Here is a 16,215-nt window from a genome sequence, read left to right as displayed (position 1 = left end):
GAAACTCTTATTATTAAGGTTATAAGTAATTGTTTATACTAAGCATTATACAATGCAAAGTTACATGAAATTGGTATCAATGGACATTAGCTTAACTGGACGCCCGTTGCGTCATTTACCTTACTATGCAGAATGGTGCAGAACGGATTCCCGCAAAACTCCGGCGCTGCTACCGCCAGTCTGGTGGAAAATTTGCATCGGTTTCCACGTTGCCTAAGTGACCTCGATTAGCTTTTCCCCCGATGCGATTGCCTGCTCGATCTGGGGTAGCAAGGGCGCAAACCAAGCAAGAAGTGCTCTCCGAGTAGTATTACCCACCCGAATCCATACTATGGGGGGACCGTTTGGATCTAGGGTTGTAAAAGCCACCAAATCCAGGTTGTGGGCTTCGTCATAGAGCTTGGTCACAGCGGGCAACTGCGCCACAGTACGAAAGACGTCGTAGAGATAATCTCGGTCTGTATCTGTGGGATGTGATTGGAAATACAGTGTTTGACGATTTGAGGCCCTACCCCGTCGCTCACCCGACCCCGAGATCAGGGGCTGATCCACCAAGGCATTATCTCTAGGAACGGACAAACACACACCCCAGAATCCAGACCACCACCGCCTGGGTCAAAACCCCTTCACACCAGACCTCGAAGGCCCCCCCGTGCGACCGCTTTATCGGCAGAGCGGTAACTCCGCCTGAAGGCGATCTACCATTTCAGGTCCGGCAGTCACCCGTTCCCACAGGTCATCCTCCAGGTATTTGAGCAACTTTTTCAAATCATCGAGAAGGCGTTTCGAGTCAATCATCTTCGTCCTGTGGAAGGTGTGCTCAAGTGCTAAGCTACCTTGCGCTCATTCTGGATAGTGATCTTGGGATCGGGATTTCGCGGCGGTATCGGTAATCCCTGCTCCTTTAGCAATTCCACATGCTCTTTCATCCCCCACTTCGCTTTATAAAGACAATCCTCCACGGAGTGGCCCACACCCGTGAAACCCTCGAGATCCGGTGAATAGAAACCAAAGTAATCCGGTTCCTCGGTCGCTTCAATGAGGAGCGAATAAGGTAGATCAATCATGGTTATCACCCTTTACGTGTGTTGATGCCTGCTGCTTTGAGAATGGCGCGACAGGTCCCTGTGGGGATTTCTTTATTCCCATGGAAGTCGAGCCGCACGAGACGCTCCCACCCGGGTTTGGCGTAATACCGTACAGAGCCCTTTTCCTTAACAACCCTGAAACCATTGTCTTCTAGAAGCTTAACCAACTCGGTAAATTTCATTGCAGGTCCACTAGGAAGCGCACCCTCAAGCCACCCACAGTACCGGATGATCTGCCTGGCGAGCCGCATACTCCAAAGCAGCTGTAATGTCCTCGTCTTCCAGGTACGGGTAGTCGGCTAGAATCTCCTCCCGGGAAGCACCGGCAGCCAACAAAGCAAGAATGTCCTTGACCCGAATGCGAAGCCCGCGAATACAGGGACGCCCTCCACAAACTTCAGGATTTACCATAATTCGATTGAGATGATCCATCTTGCACCTCAGTTTCTTAAATGTTTCAGTTCTTAAGGAATCCGTTCTACCTTTTGAACCCTTGAGCCTTATAAGGCTAATGCCCGCTGATCAAGTCACATTAAACAACAAGACCATAGGAAATTATTCAACTCTCCCGCGCTGCTTGGCCTATTTAAGCGCCAGGATGAACTGCACCGTAGCAAAAGAGTCATCCCATGGGAGACAATCCTGAACCAAATATAATATAGGAGAACCACGAGACTCGGGTTAGTCATGGAGATAATCCATGGTGAGGCCAGTTGGCGCAGTTCCACCTTCCAGGTGAGAAGACCCACATACTGAAGAAACAGGGCCATGCCTGGCGTTCCTTTCCTTTTACCACCGTCCAACAAGGCAAGGGAAGTTAGAGGCAAGACGGTTCAATAAGAAGGACGTATGTCCCCTGCTTAGCTTTCCTCAAACCGGTCCTCCCTGTACGCTTAGGAAAACCACCGGTAATAGCAGCCTGGAGAAAGCTGTGGAGCATATCACGAACAAAATCGCTCGGATGGCGAAAGAAGCCAAGAAGGAAGCAGAAACGGCTAAAATCATCCCCTTACTCCCTTGTTGGGGCAAAGGGCAACGTGGTGTCCCTAATGAGAGGGTTCGCTCGGCGCTCTTTTCGGTGAAGAACAAGAAACAGGCGAGAGCTTACTTGGAAGGCGTGCCGATTGTGGTCGTGGGGGATGGCCGTATCACTTACCGCGGGCAAGAGCTGCGCCAAGATGATGAAGATGAAGGTGGAGACCCTATGGAAAGGGTCCGGCAGCGGTGACGGTCTCTTGAAGACTTTCAAAGCCAATCTTAAGGGGGCGCTTAACGAACTCAAGGCAGTGGGCTTTCTGAGCGACTGGCGAATAGAAGGCAATCTCGTCTATGTGGTGAGAGCAGAGAAGAAAACATGACCTTTGAGCTACCAAAACTTGGTGGTGCTCAAAAAGTAATGCTTTGAATTTGTGAAAACAGAGCGACTCCGTTGTCATAGGAAGCGACCAAACTTTCTTTAACAAGGAGTCGCTCTGATGAACAACTTGCGTTGCCCACGTTGCGGATTATCGCATATTAAGAAAAACGGTCGCACCCACTACGGTAAACAAAATTACGCCTGTCTGGTGTGTGGTCGACAGTTTGTGGCTGACGCCCATCGAATTGACGAGACCACGCGCACCTTGGTCAAAAAATTGCTGCTAGAGCGGCTGTCGTTGCGAGGTATTTGTCGGGTACTGGAGGTGAGCTTGACGTGGTTGCTGCAGTTTATCAATGAGCTATACGCGCACTTGCCTGATGATCTGGGTGTTCAATCGGTCTCACCCGATCGGGTTATTGAACTGCTTTGTCTGGAAGTCCAAGCTGATGAATTGTGGAGCTTTGTCGATTGTAAAGCGAATAAGCAATGGCTCTGGCTGGCGCTCGACCCCTGCTCACGCCAAGTGTTGGCCTTCTATGTCGGTGACCGCTCACGGGACAGTGCCCGCGGGCTGTGACTACGCCTTCCGGCAAGCTATCGCAAATACGCCACTTTTTCCACTGACGGCTGGGAGGCCTATCGGGGCATTATTCCCCCAGCGCAGCATCAAGTGTGTTCCAAGGGCTCGGGGCAAACTAATGCCATTGAACGGTTTAACTGCACCTTGCGCCAGCGCGTCTCGCGCTTGGTTCGTCAAACCCTTTCATTTTCGAAAAAACTGGCCAACCCTATCGGGGCAATCAAATTCTTTATTTGTCATTACCACCAAGAAGTCATACGACAATTCTGAGCAGCATTACTTTTTGAGCACTACCTAAAAATAGTAGGCCTTCTCTCTGAAAATGAAGCCTAAGTAAGGTATGGTGTTATTACCTACTATACCTAGCCTCAAAATCTGGATCACATTAGTGATTTTTCCATTGCAGTGGACTTGCTATGGACTTGTAACCACCTTAAAACAAATACAAGCAGATTTCTTGTGGTGTGAAAATTTACTCTAATTATCTGTTTCAAAAGGATATTCATATGGTGGCTATGGGTGCTACCAAATTATGAATATAAGTTATTGATAAAAAAAATAAACTAACATTTAACTTTCTTTAGTTGCCCCCATAGTTGCCCCCACAATAAGCCGGTGTCCCTCTGGAGAAGAGTATAATCACTTGATTGTTGAAATCGCCGAGAACAAGGCTCATGACCCCCAACCAGCGCTTAATCGAAATGATGGAAGAGCGTGGGCTGGATACTCGCCCGGATTCCCGCCTGAACCACGATGTCGACCACATTGCCGAGATCCTCGGCGTTTCCCGGCGCACCGTTTTGAATTGGATCTCACCGCCGCACTGGAAAACCTACCGGGGGATGCGGTGGATTTACTTAGATAAGCTGGAATCACTCCCCTGAGCTCACCAGGAAAGCCAGGAGGCATCTTACCTTCTCAGCCGGTTGCCTAACTCCCTTAATCCCCTCCCCTAAGAAGTCCCAAGACCCCGCAGTCCATCGGGACTTTCAACCCTAACCTCTATTGCACCTAGGGAGCCCCTAAAGCTCACAGCATACCAATCCTCCCGAGGGGCCGTGATTCCGCTCAAGATTTTCAGCCAGGGGCTTCTCTCAGCTCGGATTCGGGACTGGATAGGTAAGGAGAAAACGCTGTACGTATTCTTTGCCTTGTGAAAGTTTGCTGCCACTTTCCAGGTTAGAATCTTAAAACTGTGCTTTAACCCCCATCCTCTGCTCGACAAGCTCCCTCACCCTACTGGCTTGTCCTCGTCGAGCGCCGGAGAAACTAAAATGGGCTGATCCGTAATAACACGTGGAGGCCTGAAATCCACTCCACCTGCACCGCTGCACAGCCAAAAAAACATGAATTAATTTCACTCTCCTAAAAACCTTCGTTGAAGGATAGAACCCTCTGAGGTTTCCTGCTGGAGAATGCGTAGCCCGGCTCATAGCATTCCATCCTTTCATCGCCTCCGGCTACACCCAGGCTTTGCACCGGCCACTGACCGCACGGTCTCAGGTTTTATCCAAGGTACGAATAATCTTAATCCCTTCTTCATACAGTCTACGCTTCAAACTCATAGAAGCATCTCGAAAATACCTCGGAACTGACGAAGGAGGCAACGAAAGCTCTAGAGCGGTTTGGCAGGTGATATTATCGACAAGAACACCCTCTCCCTTGAGGCGGCTGGCCGATAGGCCAGACCAACCGCAGACGCGACCGACACGTAGAACAGACTCCAGTGTAGGTCTGAGTTCGCACGGTTGAAGACTTGCTCAAGGCTATGCTCCTTCGTCTTCTCGATATTCAAACGCAAATAATCGAGTTGACCGTAAAGCCGATCCCCAGATCTGGTCAAAGACGTTACCCTCCTCAATGAGTTCGCCGTGTGAAATCAGCTCCGCCTCCAGCGTATCATAGTCTTCGTACATGTCCATTATCACTCTCACTCTCAGCAACTCATCCACAATCTCGTAGGAATGCTCAGAAGTCACCATTAAGATGTTTCGCGATAGGAACCAGTCGACATCTTCCTTGTCGATTTCCTCCAGAGCTTTGCCAACATCTATTTGACCCGGAAAATTCCCACCGAGAAGGCCCAGAAGCTCAAGGTAGGCATCGTATCTGGCTTCCGCGCGCATGTCATGAATCAGTGCGTCGTATACAGGAGCCCGTTGTTGATAGCAGATCTTCTGCAACGATCCTACAAGGTCTGAGTTATCAAGGAGGCCATCAGGGTTTGCGTGTTCGTGCTCGATTACATGCGACCCAAGCAGTTGTAGGAGGTGAGGATGTCCTCCTGAAAGTTGAACTATACGGTCTACGACTCCCGGGTCGACGTTGACATCCTCACCCAGCGCTTTTGTGCTCTCAACCACCAAGGAGAATTTCGCATCCAATAACTCCCGGGCCTCCTCCATCGAGAAGGGCTTTAGGTCAATGGTCTCATAAATAAATCGCATTACTCCCGGATCTTCCTTGATCATGGCTTCCACAAAGGGACTGACGCCAGCAAATACAAATCGAATGTTCCCGATGCCGTTTAGCTGAGCCTTTGTAATTACTTGTCGAAAAAGCCGGGCCAATGCGGGTGCGCATTTCTCCGCCTCGTCAATCGCGATAAGGAAGTATCCTCCGTTCGAAAGAGCTGTCCTGAATGCCTTGTCTTCCAATATGTGATTAAGGGCTGCGAGATGCCGCCCTTCCTGGAAGAGAGCGTACGCCTCTGTCGATGAGTACTGTGCAAGCTTTGGAATGCCGAATGTAAGTGTCTGAGACTTCGTGTCAAAACTGACTAGTTCTTCTAAGACGAGCCGCGCGGCCTTTTCAATGTCGTCGATGTCTCCGTGACCTACGGCAAGTTTGTACACACATACTTCGCCCGAGTCGAAGCCATCCATATGAAGCAACACTCTCGAAAGAAGAGAGGACTTCCCGACACCGAACGAGCCCTGAATCGCAACGGAACCCTGGCTTAGGAGGCGCCCGAGGGCGCTGATCTCGTGCGCACGACCGAAGAATTCGTTAGGGTCCGAGATTATCTCGCTAGGCTTAAACGGGTTTTTCATTTATGGAGCCTCCAGAGCCCTAACGTTCTCCATAACCTGCGGCAAAAAGTGGTGCGACGAAGGAGCGGCGCTTTTTGCTGTCCGAGTGCATGCTTTTGTTAGGCCATCTTCTCAACATACTTCGGCCAAGCCTTGCCATATGGGATTAAGTCTTCCGCACATGAGATAATCGTTAAATAACTTCCTTCTGTATGTCGTTTCAAACGAGTTAAGCCAGTATAAATAAGAGCTAATGATTTCTTTTCTATTGATCTTCCAATAAAAATTACAATAGCTCTCGACTCCCAACCCTTAAAACTATGAAGGGTTGTTGCCTTGATGCGTGCATCCCCCATATAAAACCCCATTTTCTTTCTTCTAGACTCGCGGGTATCTTCGGAAAATGTGTGACATGATTTGACACCCTTAGCTCCTAATTCACAAATCACACCTATACCGCGTTTATGGGTATCTGACAAAAATGTTATATCAGGAATAGATACTAAATCTGGCTCTGCATCAACTGCTAGTGCAAATAACTCCTCTCTACATACCTGCGCTACAAGTTCCATTTTTGTATGTACCCATTTTAGGGTGCATGGGTAAAGATTCAATTCGCTTTGCTCTGAGACAGGCAAATCTACAGTTTCTTTAGGTAAAAACTGTTCTGCAAATTTTCGGCAATATTCAAGAGCTAGTGTCGGTAATCGGTAACTGATTTTAAGCTCTGCCCATCTGCCACCCGGAAACCCCGCCCCGATCATGGCTTCATCTGTCCATGAGTTGGCCGTGCCATAGATGTCCTGAGTTGCATCTGCAACCAGGAGCATTTCCCCGTCTTTCTTACAAACCTTTCTTAAAACGTTCCACCAGGGGGGCATAAAATCCTGCCCTTCGTCAACTAAGACAGCATCATAGCTATTAGCAGTGCAATGCGGGTCATCTAGAATTGATGCAACAAGATCGGGTAGGTCAACACTTAAAACTTTATGTTTATTCTTGTCTTCTGACCAAAGATTTTTATATTCTTCCTCACAATCATTTTCTTGACATACTCTCTTGCACCAAAAATGAAAATTGAGCCATGTAATATCTTTTCGTGTTTTACCTCTTGATTGCGGCCAACGAACCGCAATATCCATGAGATAATGAAGCAGTGTAATGTTAAATGTAACAACCAATACATTCTTTCCTTCACCGAGTAATTCAGCCGCCCTTGCGGCCAATATTAGTGACTTGCCTGATCCAGCAGGTCCCTTGATTCGGCGATAACCTGATTTCGTCCTTGTTTTAACAAATGAAAGTTGTATCCTGTCAAGCTCAAGTGGTTGTCTCTGCGTTGCAGCAAAATCAGGCTCAACCAACCAATTTCTTAGGTCTTTTGCGAGATCGTTGCTCATGAATTTTGAATGTTTTCTGACACATTCAGGAAACACAGCAAGTATATTTCTAGATTGGACAGAATCCGCGCCTGTCACTGGATTGTATTGTGGCCATTGATCCATTCCTCGGTAACGCAAACTATTAGAAAATAAATTCTTTATTGAGCCATCTGCTGCAAAGGGAAATATAACTCCAGCTGTGATAGCAGCAAACCCAGCTTTACCGTCAATTCTCGGGCAGTAGAGTTCGTGGATCTCTTGTTTATATCGATATACCTTTTCGATTGGGTTTTCATTCTGTAATGAAAAATGCTTACCATCCTTTTCAGCTATCAGCACTGGTGATTTTCCAGTGCGTTCTTTAACTTCGTATTTCATTGCCCGCAAATCCCAATCTTTTACTTCAAAAACCGCGACCCCTACTTTTGGATGCAAAAGAACGAAATCAGGACGCAAGCCATTTAAATGAGGTTGGATGTAAATTTCCCATTCAATGGGTAAATGAGCATTGAAAAGCTCAAATACAATGCGCTCGCCATCAGTAAGTGGTTGACGTAACTTATCAAATTGATTTAGAGGAGGTGATATGAATCTAGGCAAGCGATGCGTCTCCTTGATGGGCCTAACATGAAATAGCCTGACGAAGCTGCGCCTTATCACACGCAACCGGTTACTGGCTAATGCTTATTTTTAATCTTAATATCAAGTAATTACCCATTCTGATAGTCCATATTGGTTTGGTAAATACGCACATCAGTTCAATTTTTCAACCACTTAGCAGTAGGAATTTAAGGCGTGTTTGGTGGCAATGTTTTCCTGGGGGTAGACCGTACCGATGTCCGGCTTGGGGGCATTCTTGCCGTACTGAGCCGGTAGATTGGCAACGATGTTCGCCTTGTGCTCCAGCACGCCGAATTTGCCCAAAAAGTTGTAAAAGGCGCGGGTCTGCCCGGTGATGACGCCGATGCATTCATCGCGGAATAGTCTAGCCATCTCAAGGGTACTAAATGGAAAGTTGCGTGGTGGACATGACATTTCTCAAGGTAATCAAAAACTGCATATAGCCTTCTTTCGTCACGTTCCCAAGCAACTTTAATGACGTGAGCGCTTGCCATTCCTCCGGAGTGGTTTTCAGCGCTTCGATGACAGGTGCAAGATGGGGAGGGCTAAAACGCTATCGGTGAGGTCGAAACCAACCCTATCTGCACCCTATTCGGCAGGAGACGCTACGAAAGCCACTAAAATTCACCCCCGTTCGCCCGATATTCACCCTGCGGAAAGCCTTGTGCCCCAAGGATTTTCGCCTAATTTAATTCGCCCCTTTCGCCCCTCTATCAAAAAGGAATCAGAATATATAGCCTAAAGCGAGCCCCACTAATCAGCATCTGCCAGGCCCGGGCCCGCAAGCTATGGTGGCTTTTTTGAACCGTATACGCTAGTTCCGAAGCCATTCCCAGGGAAGCACCCGCTGGGCCTCTGGAAACGACCACAAGCCCCGGGGGATCGCTCTAGCCTCCTGCGCTACCCCCCTATAGCAGAGATCCGCTCCGTAAATACTGCCTGTAGACCCAGACAGCTTCGTGAGCCGCCCGGTGCGGACCCACATGCCGCGGTGGTGTGGGGATTAGGGGTTAGGGGTTAGCAGCCCCGGTTACCCCATTATGCATTTTGCGGCTCACGTTGAAACTCAATAGTAAAATTCTCGCCATCCCAGTTTGTGATGCTGCCAATCCAATCTAATTTTGCACCGAAGGAGTTTTTTAGCTGGCTAGCGTCTTCTCCTCGTCGCACCACATCTTCATTACTGGTGCGGGCAATAACTACGCGCACTACTTGGTCAGTTTCATAGGCTTTGACGATACGTTCTCTAAACTCCTTATTTCCGTACCCCGACCAGCGAGAAACAGCATCGACATATTTTATTTTTCCGCCTTCAGGCTTCTCAAAGAAATGCTTCCAAAGGCTAACAACTAACTCGCCACTGGTATTTTCGGCTGAAACTGACCAATTAACGTTCTTAAGTTTTGCATCAAATTTTGCGAACTCATCTGCTATTCCCATTCAAACTCCCTTTGCCTAACGACACCCATGAGGCACAGCCGACGAAGGAGGCCATCAGTGCTCGATGGGATTGTTATGTGGCGTTATCATTGAAGTAGTTTTCCCAAAATTCCATAACCCTGCTTGCGAGACTAACCACATTTTCTGATTTGATTCCGAATTCTGTTTTTTCCGCCTCATTAAAAGTCACAACTAGCGGCTCTTCGTAGTACCCCGACTCAACATAACCCGGTTCTACATAATATTCACGCTCTGCCTTCTCTACAGATCTGTGAGCAGGGTTATCTAATCTGAAATGTTTTCCACTGCATGCAAGGTGATCGCAAACTTTCAGAATCAGGTGAGTACCACGGAATTCTCTTGTCTTTCTTCTATTCCCTTCATATATCCAGTCCGCGATATGCGTAGCTGTGACGAAGAAATCATAGGCCTTCCACGAGTTACTGGGGTTAGATTTAAGTTCATCGAAATCATGCTTTAATTTCCCAAACAGATCCTCCGGCGTTGAAAGATCAAAAAATCCTTCTGTCATTCGATGCTCCTACAAACCACATAACGCAGCAAATCACCGGCGACAAAAAGCAGAGCAACGAAAGAACGGCGCTTTTTGCTGTCCGAATGAAGGCGATTGTTAGCAATTTTTTGGTTCAAAAGACTCATGCAAGCCTGCTACCTCTACAACTACCTGACCAAGATTTGGTGCAATTCCAAAATTTCTTCCAGCGTTGGCGGAGTTTCGGAGTGAGCAATCTCATAGAGCTTCCGCACTTTGGATATTAAAGGCTCTTCTTCCGCCTGAACTGTCTTTATCGGTTGTGTTTTCCTGGTTGTTGCTTCTTTCTTATCAGCAGCCGGTAATGACGAAAAGGTACTTCCAGTCCCGCTTTGAATTGGATACCACCTAAAGTATTTCCAGAACTAGAGTAAGCACTTCGTTTACCACCCCTGCCGCATGAGGTTATCCAAATCTCGGCGAGCAAAGACTTTCGCGCAACTGCGCCAGCTATCCTCACCAGGCTCCAGAGTAGCGTTGTAACGAATGTCGAAACCGGTAGCCTGCCAACGAGCCTCGATGTAGCGGTCCATTTCCTCCCCTAACTGCTCGATGTCCTCAATCCATTCGTCTTTGATGGTGTCAGGTAGCGCGCCTAAGAGATCATAGCGGTCGCGCATGCGCTCCGAGAGCCGTTCATAAATCGTCTCATCCACAGTCCCCTGGTAGACCAGATTCAGCATGTCAACGCTCTCCCGGATTTGCCCCCACCGCTTGATGCGCCCGATGCGCTGTTCCAGCCGGGTGGGATTCCATGGCAAATCCACGTTGATCAGCGTGCCAAGCGTTTGGAGATTTAAGCCTTCACAGGCGGCATCCGTCGCCACCATCAGACGCACTTCTCGCTCTGCTACCAGGCGTTTGAGAGCTTCACGCTCTATTTTGACGACCTCCTCGCCGTAGTAGAGCCCGCTTTTGTCTGCACCGGCATAGAGCCCGATTCGCGCCTGCGGGAAGAGATCCGCCAGCTTCTTGGCCACCCAGGCCGCAGTGTCGTAATACTGACTAAAGATGATGCAGCCGTAATCTATCCAGCCTTCGACAATTAAATAGTGTCGGATGGCTTTAAACTTAGGATCTTCGACCAGATGATAAAGTGGCTCCACGAGCGCTTGGAGTTCGCTGCGCTCGGCCTCAGTCTGAACTGCCAGATCGTCTTCTCGTTCTTCTTGGATTTCGTGCTCAGCATATCCGGCCAGCATCCGCTCAGCGGTGGCCAACCCCGCCGCACAACTAGAGCAGATGCGCTGGCGTAAGAGATTTCTCATAAAGCCCTTCCCCTGGCCCTGCTGCCCTAAGCGCCTTGAGAAAGCCTCGGCCGCTTCGTAGGCGGTGTCAAAAGCTTCATCGGTGCGCAGGGCCTTGCCTGCGAATAAGGCCGAAAAGCTTGAGAGATCGCGGCTCAGGCGCCGATCGGGGTGGACGTTGACCCCAATCCGCGGTAAAAGCGCCTTTGCTTCCAGTGTACGGCGCTTGCGCAAAACCGTATGCCGCACAATAGGATTATGCCGTTGGAAAAAAAAGGCTCCCTCCACCTCCCGGTGCAGGACATCCTCCAAGTCTTCGCGCACATCCCTTGGCAGATGGACTACCGGCACGTGGGCTCCATAGCGGTGAGGCGAAATTGCCAGTTCCAGGCGGATAGTATGAATAAGGCGGCGAAACGCTCCTTCTTCGGAGGAAGAGACAGGCGGTAGCGGTGAACGCAGGAGCGCCCAGCCCAGTTCTTCATCAGTCACCCGTTCCCGACCGGTGAGTAACGGGATCACCCGATCCGGGCGATGCCATAGGCCCAGGTCCTCGCCCAGTACAAATCGGCCTTCCCCTTGGTGGAGAATACCCATGAGATCCCACAGGTCCTCTGCACGGGTTTGGATCGGCGTGGCGGTCCCGAGCAACACATGCCGGGCCCGGCCGGCAGCGCTACGCATAAACTTCAGCAGTTCATTCGGCGCGCCGGCATTCTTACCCAGCCCCTGCCGGGTTCGAGCCTTATGGGCTTCATCAAGCACCAGGAGTTCAAAAGTAAGATTGCCGAGGAATTCGCGCTCCTGGGTGGGTTGAATCAAAAGGCCCGTAGAGAGGATGCCGATTCGAAAGGGGCAGCGTCCAATCTGTTCTGCCCCCTTGGGAGACACTGGCCGGGCCTCCGGATCTAGCCAGACCTTGCCCAGGGAATCCCAGCGGCCACAACGCACGCCAAGTTTATCCACCATTTCGGTCTGCCACTGCTCAATGAGTGTGGCCGGGGCAAAAATCACCACTGGCTTTTGCCGCCTGCGCTCCTTCTCGGCCAGTAAGCACAGCGCGACGGCAGCCGTTCCCAAGGAGAGCGTTTTACCTAGTCCCACCTCATCCGCCAACAGAAGACGGACTGCTTGGTACTCACGATAATGATTCAAGCACTCTACAATAAATCCCTGTTGCCAAGGCTGAAGCGAGAGTCCCTCACGGTACAGGGGCGATTCGGCTAGAGCGGCCGGCGCGACCTCTTCCGGCGCTACTGTCTCGTCTAGGGGAATCTCAATCCGACAGGCCCGCCGTCCCACCTCTTGAGTGACGGCCTCCGGCAGGGGTTTTGCTGCTTGCCAGAGATGCTCAAACTCAGCCTCGATCCAAGCAATACCCTCCGGTGAATCGTCTTCCCAAAGGATTTCATAGTGCGCCTGCCAACCCTGGCGGGTCTCGTTGAGGGAGCCGATAAACCCCACCTTGCGGCCATCGGCCCGCTCAATGACCCCGGCTTTACCATGGAGAAATCCACATACCGTATTCGGTGCTACCCGAATGGCTGGGCCACGGGTAGTTAGAAAGGCATGGAGCTGGCGGTAGCGGTCACGGTTGAGTAGGGCGTCGGCTTCGATTGCCTGCTCATTCCAGCGTCCAAGCAGGCGAGTTTCTCGAATCTTTGCCACCTGCAAATCCTCAGGGGAGAGATCCGCATTGCAAACGATACGGATCTCGGGAATATCGCTCAGCCACTCCCCCGCCACCTCAAACAGGGAACTGGTGAAGTAGCCGGCAATGCGCCGGTAGGCGCGCGCGCCCTTGAGGTGTTCGGCCAGAAAGCTGCGGTCAAGCCGCTCGGTCCGGGAAGAGAAGCGCCGGATCGTCATAGGCGCTCGGTCTGTACCCGACTGGCAATGATTTCGGCCGCTCGGGCTTCCTCAGGACGTCGCTTTGCAAGTTTGTCATGGATAAATTGGGCTATGGCCTGGAGGTGCTTACGCTGCTGAAAATAATCCGAAAGGGCATCACGGAGGTTACCCATGACCACCGGCGGGTCCTTTTCCTGAAGCAGCTCTTGGACCCCTACCAGCACCTGCCCGAGCAAGGTCTCGCCAATCTCGGTCCCGGCCAGCTCCCGGGGCTTAAAGTCTTTCGCCCCTTTCAGCTGAGCCGCATTAGGCTTTTGGCTGGCCATCACTGCCTGATAGTTTTCCACCCGAAAGGCTTTAGCAAAGTTCTGATAATTGTCGAGCTTCGATGCCCCCGTGGTTTCCATGTCTAGCATGCGCAGATAAAAGCGCTGGATGCCGCCAATCGCCTCCCACGTTTCCGGGGGCAGGCCCTCGGGGACAAGCAGACTATTGGCGGTTTCCGCCGCCTGCTGGACGATAGCGTCGACCACCGTTTTTTCCCCTTTCTGCCGGGGACGTAACGCCAGGCGCGTCATATCCTCGCCGTCGATTTCCGTATATCCAGTAAGAACTTTCAGCGCCGCCGCGTAGCCCGCCATCTGAAGATCGGAGTCATTGAACACCGGCGCGCCCATGTGCTCCTCCGTCCGCCGATTGAGATGCATCATTTCCTGAATTTGAGTGCCGACTTCCTTGCGCACCTGCGGCAGAAGGCGCGGTTTGAAACCCGCCTGCTGGCCAGCAGACCGTTTCCTCAGGATTAGGATCACGGTGCCCTGGACGTAACCGCCCTTTTTCAGTTCCGAGCTGGTTTCGGTGGCAATGTACCAAGCGCCGATCACCTGTAGGCCTGCCGCCCAGAAGATAGAGGCCATATCGGACCACACACCGGTGTCCTGATGGGTAAACATGACGCATTGGAAGCCGTTGTCAGGCATGTGGTCGGCCATGGCTTGGTAAGCTGCCACCATATCGCGCCGAAAGTTATCGCCGGAGCCTTGAGTGGCTAATGCCCGTCGGGAGTCCCAGATCCAGTTGTTAAACGGCGCCGGTGGGTTTTTGCGCAGCCACGCAATGAAGAACTCGGTGATCTCGTGGTAGTGGATGGCATCGGCATAAGGCGGGTCTGTAATCCAAAGAGATGATTGTTTATCGATATTACCAGCAGGATGATTAGAAACTATATTCACTGAGCGATAGATAGCTTTTGAAGTTGGGATCTTATCCATACGAGCTGATCCCAATTGGTAATGCAAAGCTCTCACAGGTGGGTTATAGATAGTATTTAGTGCCTGATTACCAAAACTATTATTCACTGTTTCATGGCTTGGCGCCCATTGAACTAGCTTCGAGTTATAATCCAGCGTCTTGCTAAAAAGAGCTACACAAGCGGCTCTCGCCAACCCTTCTGGTAGGCGGGACGCTTGTTTGTTAAGTAGAGCGCTGGTAAGGATCTGGCGTGGGAAAAACAACTGATGCCAATAGCTCCAGCCACGCGTGCGAATCGGCTCATCCGTCTTATCACCGGGTTCAATAGCCATATCCGGCACTACTCCTTCCTCCTGCCAGCGGGCCAAATTTTTTGCCACGATATGCGCTACTTTTCGCTCGCGCGCTAAGTCTTCCGGGGTAACAGAAGCGAAATAAGTCTCCTGCCGGGATTTACTAAGGGTTTCCTTGGTGATCCACTGAATGCAGTAGAGGCGCTCTTGGAAGGTGTCGTCTGGGCGTGGCATGAAATCGTGCTTCTCCCACTGTCGCAAACGATTGCGATTGACGCCATTTTCATCCCGGTAATCGCCCCGCAAAGTCTTGATGGGAGTGCAGTAGATTTTGCCACCCAGCTCATAGCTCAGACATCCATCTTGTACCGTACCTCTTGCCGCAGCCTCCATCTCCACCATGCTCGCATTGGACACCACCTCAATGTCGAAACGCTTCTTGGCGTGGTTTGGCACTAACTTGGCGTAAACATTTCGGGTTTTAGAGATCACCCAACTCGGCGCCAGGGGTACTTTCCAGCCAGTTTGTGGGCAGCGGGTCTCCAGACAGTAAAGGTAGGCTTTAGCGCGGTCGCCGCGCTCATTATGTTCAATGCCTAATTCCATGATTTCCTGGTCCACGGACTCGGCAACCGTTTGCTGTACCTGCGTGATCTCAGCGTGCTCCTCAGGTGAAGCTCCAATAATATTGAGCGCCCCCCAAGTGAGCATGCAGGCAATCGGGTTAAGATCTGAGGCATAGACATCGCAGCCCAAGCGCGCGGCTTCGAAAGGAATGGAGCCCCCGCCACAGAAGGTATCCCCGACGCGGGGTTGCTGCCCAAAGCGGAGCATACCGAGCTGTGCCACCAACTCCTCATGGGAGTAAACTTCAATGCCGAAACGGCCCAGGTGTTGGTTTACCGCCTCCCAGATGGGGCCGTAGAGGGTTTTCGGGTCACACTCCTCCGGCCGTTTACAGAGCGCGACCTTCTCCGGATAGGATAATCCTTTGAGGGCTACCGCTAGCAGTTTCTGTTTATCCGCCCATGCAATCTCCCGCTTCCAACGCACGGAGAGGCCGGGATAATCCTTAAGCCGGCAGGGGAATTCCAGAGCCTTAATGGCCGTTGGATCAACTTTTGTGCCCTTGAGAGTGTAATCAAAATAATCCCACGGATTTACCAAAGCAATTCTTTCCGCTACCTGCGCCGCCGTCAATTTCGGCTCCCGTCGTCCGAAGGCCGCCTCATCAATGGCCATTAACTTTTCAAAGATCTCCAAATCGGCTTCGGGATCGTCCGTAGCGGGGAGTAGCGAGCCCAGAATAAGGGCCCGCACCAGGATGAGCGGTTTGCGGCCTTTCCAATAGGAGCCCAGGGCGGTCAGGGTTTGCCCCGAGCCCGCTTTTCTTTCTTTCTGGGCTTCAGCGGAAATCTTCTGTGCCGGGAAAACCCGCTCAATGAGTGCTGGTGTGTTTTTCAGAATGAAGGATTCAAGAGATATCGCGTGCGGAGTGGCCACCATTTCTTTTCTTC

Annotated in this window: 16 protein-coding genes and 1 pseudogene; 4 read left to right on the top strand and 13 right to left on the bottom strand. The window is 50.9% G+C overall.

Features of this window, described 5'->3' with window-relative positions:
• Positions 1-213 precede the first annotated feature (213 nt).
• The 5 genes from E3U44_RS04465 to E3U44_RS04450 all read right to left on the bottom strand — a co-directional run bounded on the left by E3U44_RS04465 (position 214) and on the right by E3U44_RS04450 (position 1,520).
• Positions 214-579, bottom strand: coding sequence for a hypothetical protein (locus E3U44_RS04465; RefSeq protein ID WP_134356857.1), 366 nt, complete (start codon positions 577-579; stop codon positions 214-216).
• 84 nt (positions 580-663) lie between these two features.
• Positions 664-798, bottom strand: a complete 135-nt coding sequence (locus tag E3U44_RS20270) for a hypothetical protein (protein WP_276321957.1) — start codon at positions 796-798, stop codon at positions 664-666.
• 29 nt (positions 799-827) lie between these two features.
• A complete protein-coding gene (locus E3U44_RS04460) occupies positions 828-1,067 on the bottom strand; it encodes a type II toxin-antitoxin system HicB family antitoxin (protein ID WP_041355211.1) in 240 nt (79 codons plus the stop codon).
• Between the two features lie 5 nt (positions 1,068-1,072).
• Positions 1,073-1,270: a type II toxin-antitoxin system HicA family toxin gene (locus E3U44_RS04455; RefSeq protein WP_134356856.1), complete on the bottom strand. Its 198-nt coding sequence runs from the start codon at positions 1,268-1,270 to the stop codon at positions 1,073-1,075.
• Between the two features lie 25 nt (positions 1,271-1,295).
• Complete coding sequence (locus tag E3U44_RS04450) at positions 1,296-1,520, bottom strand: DUF433 domain-containing protein (RefSeq protein ID WP_134356855.1); 225 nt, start codon at positions 1,518-1,520, stop codon at positions 1,296-1,298.
• A 499-nt stretch (positions 1,521-2,019) separates the two neighbouring features.
• Here E3U44_RS04450 and trfA point away from each other — a divergent pair, with 499 nt between their 5' ends.
• The 4 genes and pseudogenes from trfA (at position 2,020) to E3U44_RS04435 (ending at position 3,912) form a co-directional block, all read left to right on the top strand.
• A complete protein-coding gene (gene trfA, locus E3U44_RS19840) occupies positions 2,020-2,316 on the top strand; it encodes a plasmid replication initiator TrfA (RefSeq protein WP_240761730.1) in 297 nt (98 codons plus the stop codon).
• On the top strand, positions 2,267-2,446 hold the full coding sequence (locus E3U44_RS19835; protein WP_240761856.1) for a hypothetical protein: 180 nt from the start codon (positions 2,267-2,269) through the stop codon (positions 2,444-2,446). The genes trfA and E3U44_RS19835 overlap by 50 nt, the downstream gene beginning before the upstream one ends.
• A gap of 126 nt (positions 2,447-2,572) precedes the next feature.
• Positions 2,573-3,298: pseudogene (locus tag E3U44_RS04440) on the top strand (IS1 family transposase).
• Between the two features lie 404 nt (positions 3,299-3,702).
• Positions 3,703-3,912 (top strand): helix-turn-helix domain-containing protein, encoded by a 210-nt coding sequence (locus E3U44_RS04435; RefSeq protein WP_134356854.1) that lies wholly within the window; start codon positions 3,703-3,705, stop codon positions 3,910-3,912.
• Between the two features lie 882 nt (positions 3,913-4,794).
• Here E3U44_RS04435 and E3U44_RS04430 read toward each other — a convergent pair.
• The 8 genes from E3U44_RS04430 to E3U44_RS04400 all read right to left on the bottom strand — a co-directional run bounded on the left by E3U44_RS04430 (position 4,795) and on the right by E3U44_RS04400 (position 16,204).
• Complete coding sequence (locus E3U44_RS04430; protein ID WP_134356853.1) at positions 4,795-6,081, bottom strand: nSTAND1 domain-containing NTPase; 1,287 nt, start codon at positions 6,079-6,081, stop codon at positions 4,795-4,797.
• Between the two features lie 98 nt (positions 6,082-6,179).
• On the bottom strand, positions 6,180-8,042 hold the full coding sequence (locus E3U44_RS04425) for a nuclease-related domain-containing DEAD/DEAH box helicase (RefSeq protein WP_134356852.1): 1,863 nt from the start codon (positions 8,040-8,042) through the stop codon (positions 6,180-6,182).
• Positions 8,043-8,216: 174 nt separating this feature from the next.
• Entirely contained in the window at positions 8,217-8,435 is a 219-nt protein-coding gene (locus E3U44_RS04420; protein WP_166804993.1) for a hypothetical protein, read from the bottom strand.
• 666 nt (positions 8,436-9,101) lie between these two features.
• Positions 9,102-9,503, bottom strand: a complete 402-nt coding sequence (locus tag E3U44_RS04415) for a hypothetical protein (RefSeq protein ID WP_134356850.1) — start codon at positions 9,501-9,503, stop codon at positions 9,102-9,104.
• A gap of 73 nt (positions 9,504-9,576) precedes the next feature.
• Positions 9,577-10,035 (bottom strand): hypothetical protein, encoded by a 459-nt coding sequence (locus E3U44_RS04410; RefSeq protein WP_134356849.1) that lies wholly within the window; start codon positions 10,033-10,035, stop codon positions 9,577-9,579.
• On the bottom strand, positions 10,032-10,163 hold the full coding sequence (locus E3U44_RS20265) for a hypothetical protein (protein ID WP_276321956.1): 132 nt from the start codon (positions 10,161-10,163) through the stop codon (positions 10,032-10,034). Before E3U44_RS20265 ends, E3U44_RS04410 begins: the two co-directional genes overlap by 4 nt.
• Positions 10,164-10,439: 276 nt before the next feature.
• The gene (locus tag E3U44_RS04405) at positions 10,440-13,172 is read right to left on the bottom strand and encodes a phospholipase D-like domain-containing anti-phage protein (RefSeq protein ID WP_134356848.1); all 2,733 of its coding nucleotides are present in this window, start codon (positions 13,170-13,172) and stop codon (positions 10,440-10,442) included.
• Complete coding sequence (locus tag E3U44_RS04400) at positions 13,169-16,204, bottom strand: anti-phage-associated DUF1156 domain-containing protein (RefSeq protein WP_134356847.1); 3,036 nt, start codon at positions 16,202-16,204, stop codon at positions 13,169-13,171. Before E3U44_RS04400 ends, E3U44_RS04405 begins: the two co-directional genes overlap by 4 nt.
• Between the last annotated feature and the right edge of the window lie 11 nt (positions 16,205-16,215).

The organism is Nitrosococcus wardiae, assembly GCF_004421105.1.
Lineage (GTDB): Bacteria > Pseudomonadota > Gammaproteobacteria > Nitrosococcales > Nitrosococcaceae > Nitrosococcus > Nitrosococcus wardiae.
This window is presented reverse-complemented; position numbering and strand designations above follow the sequence as displayed.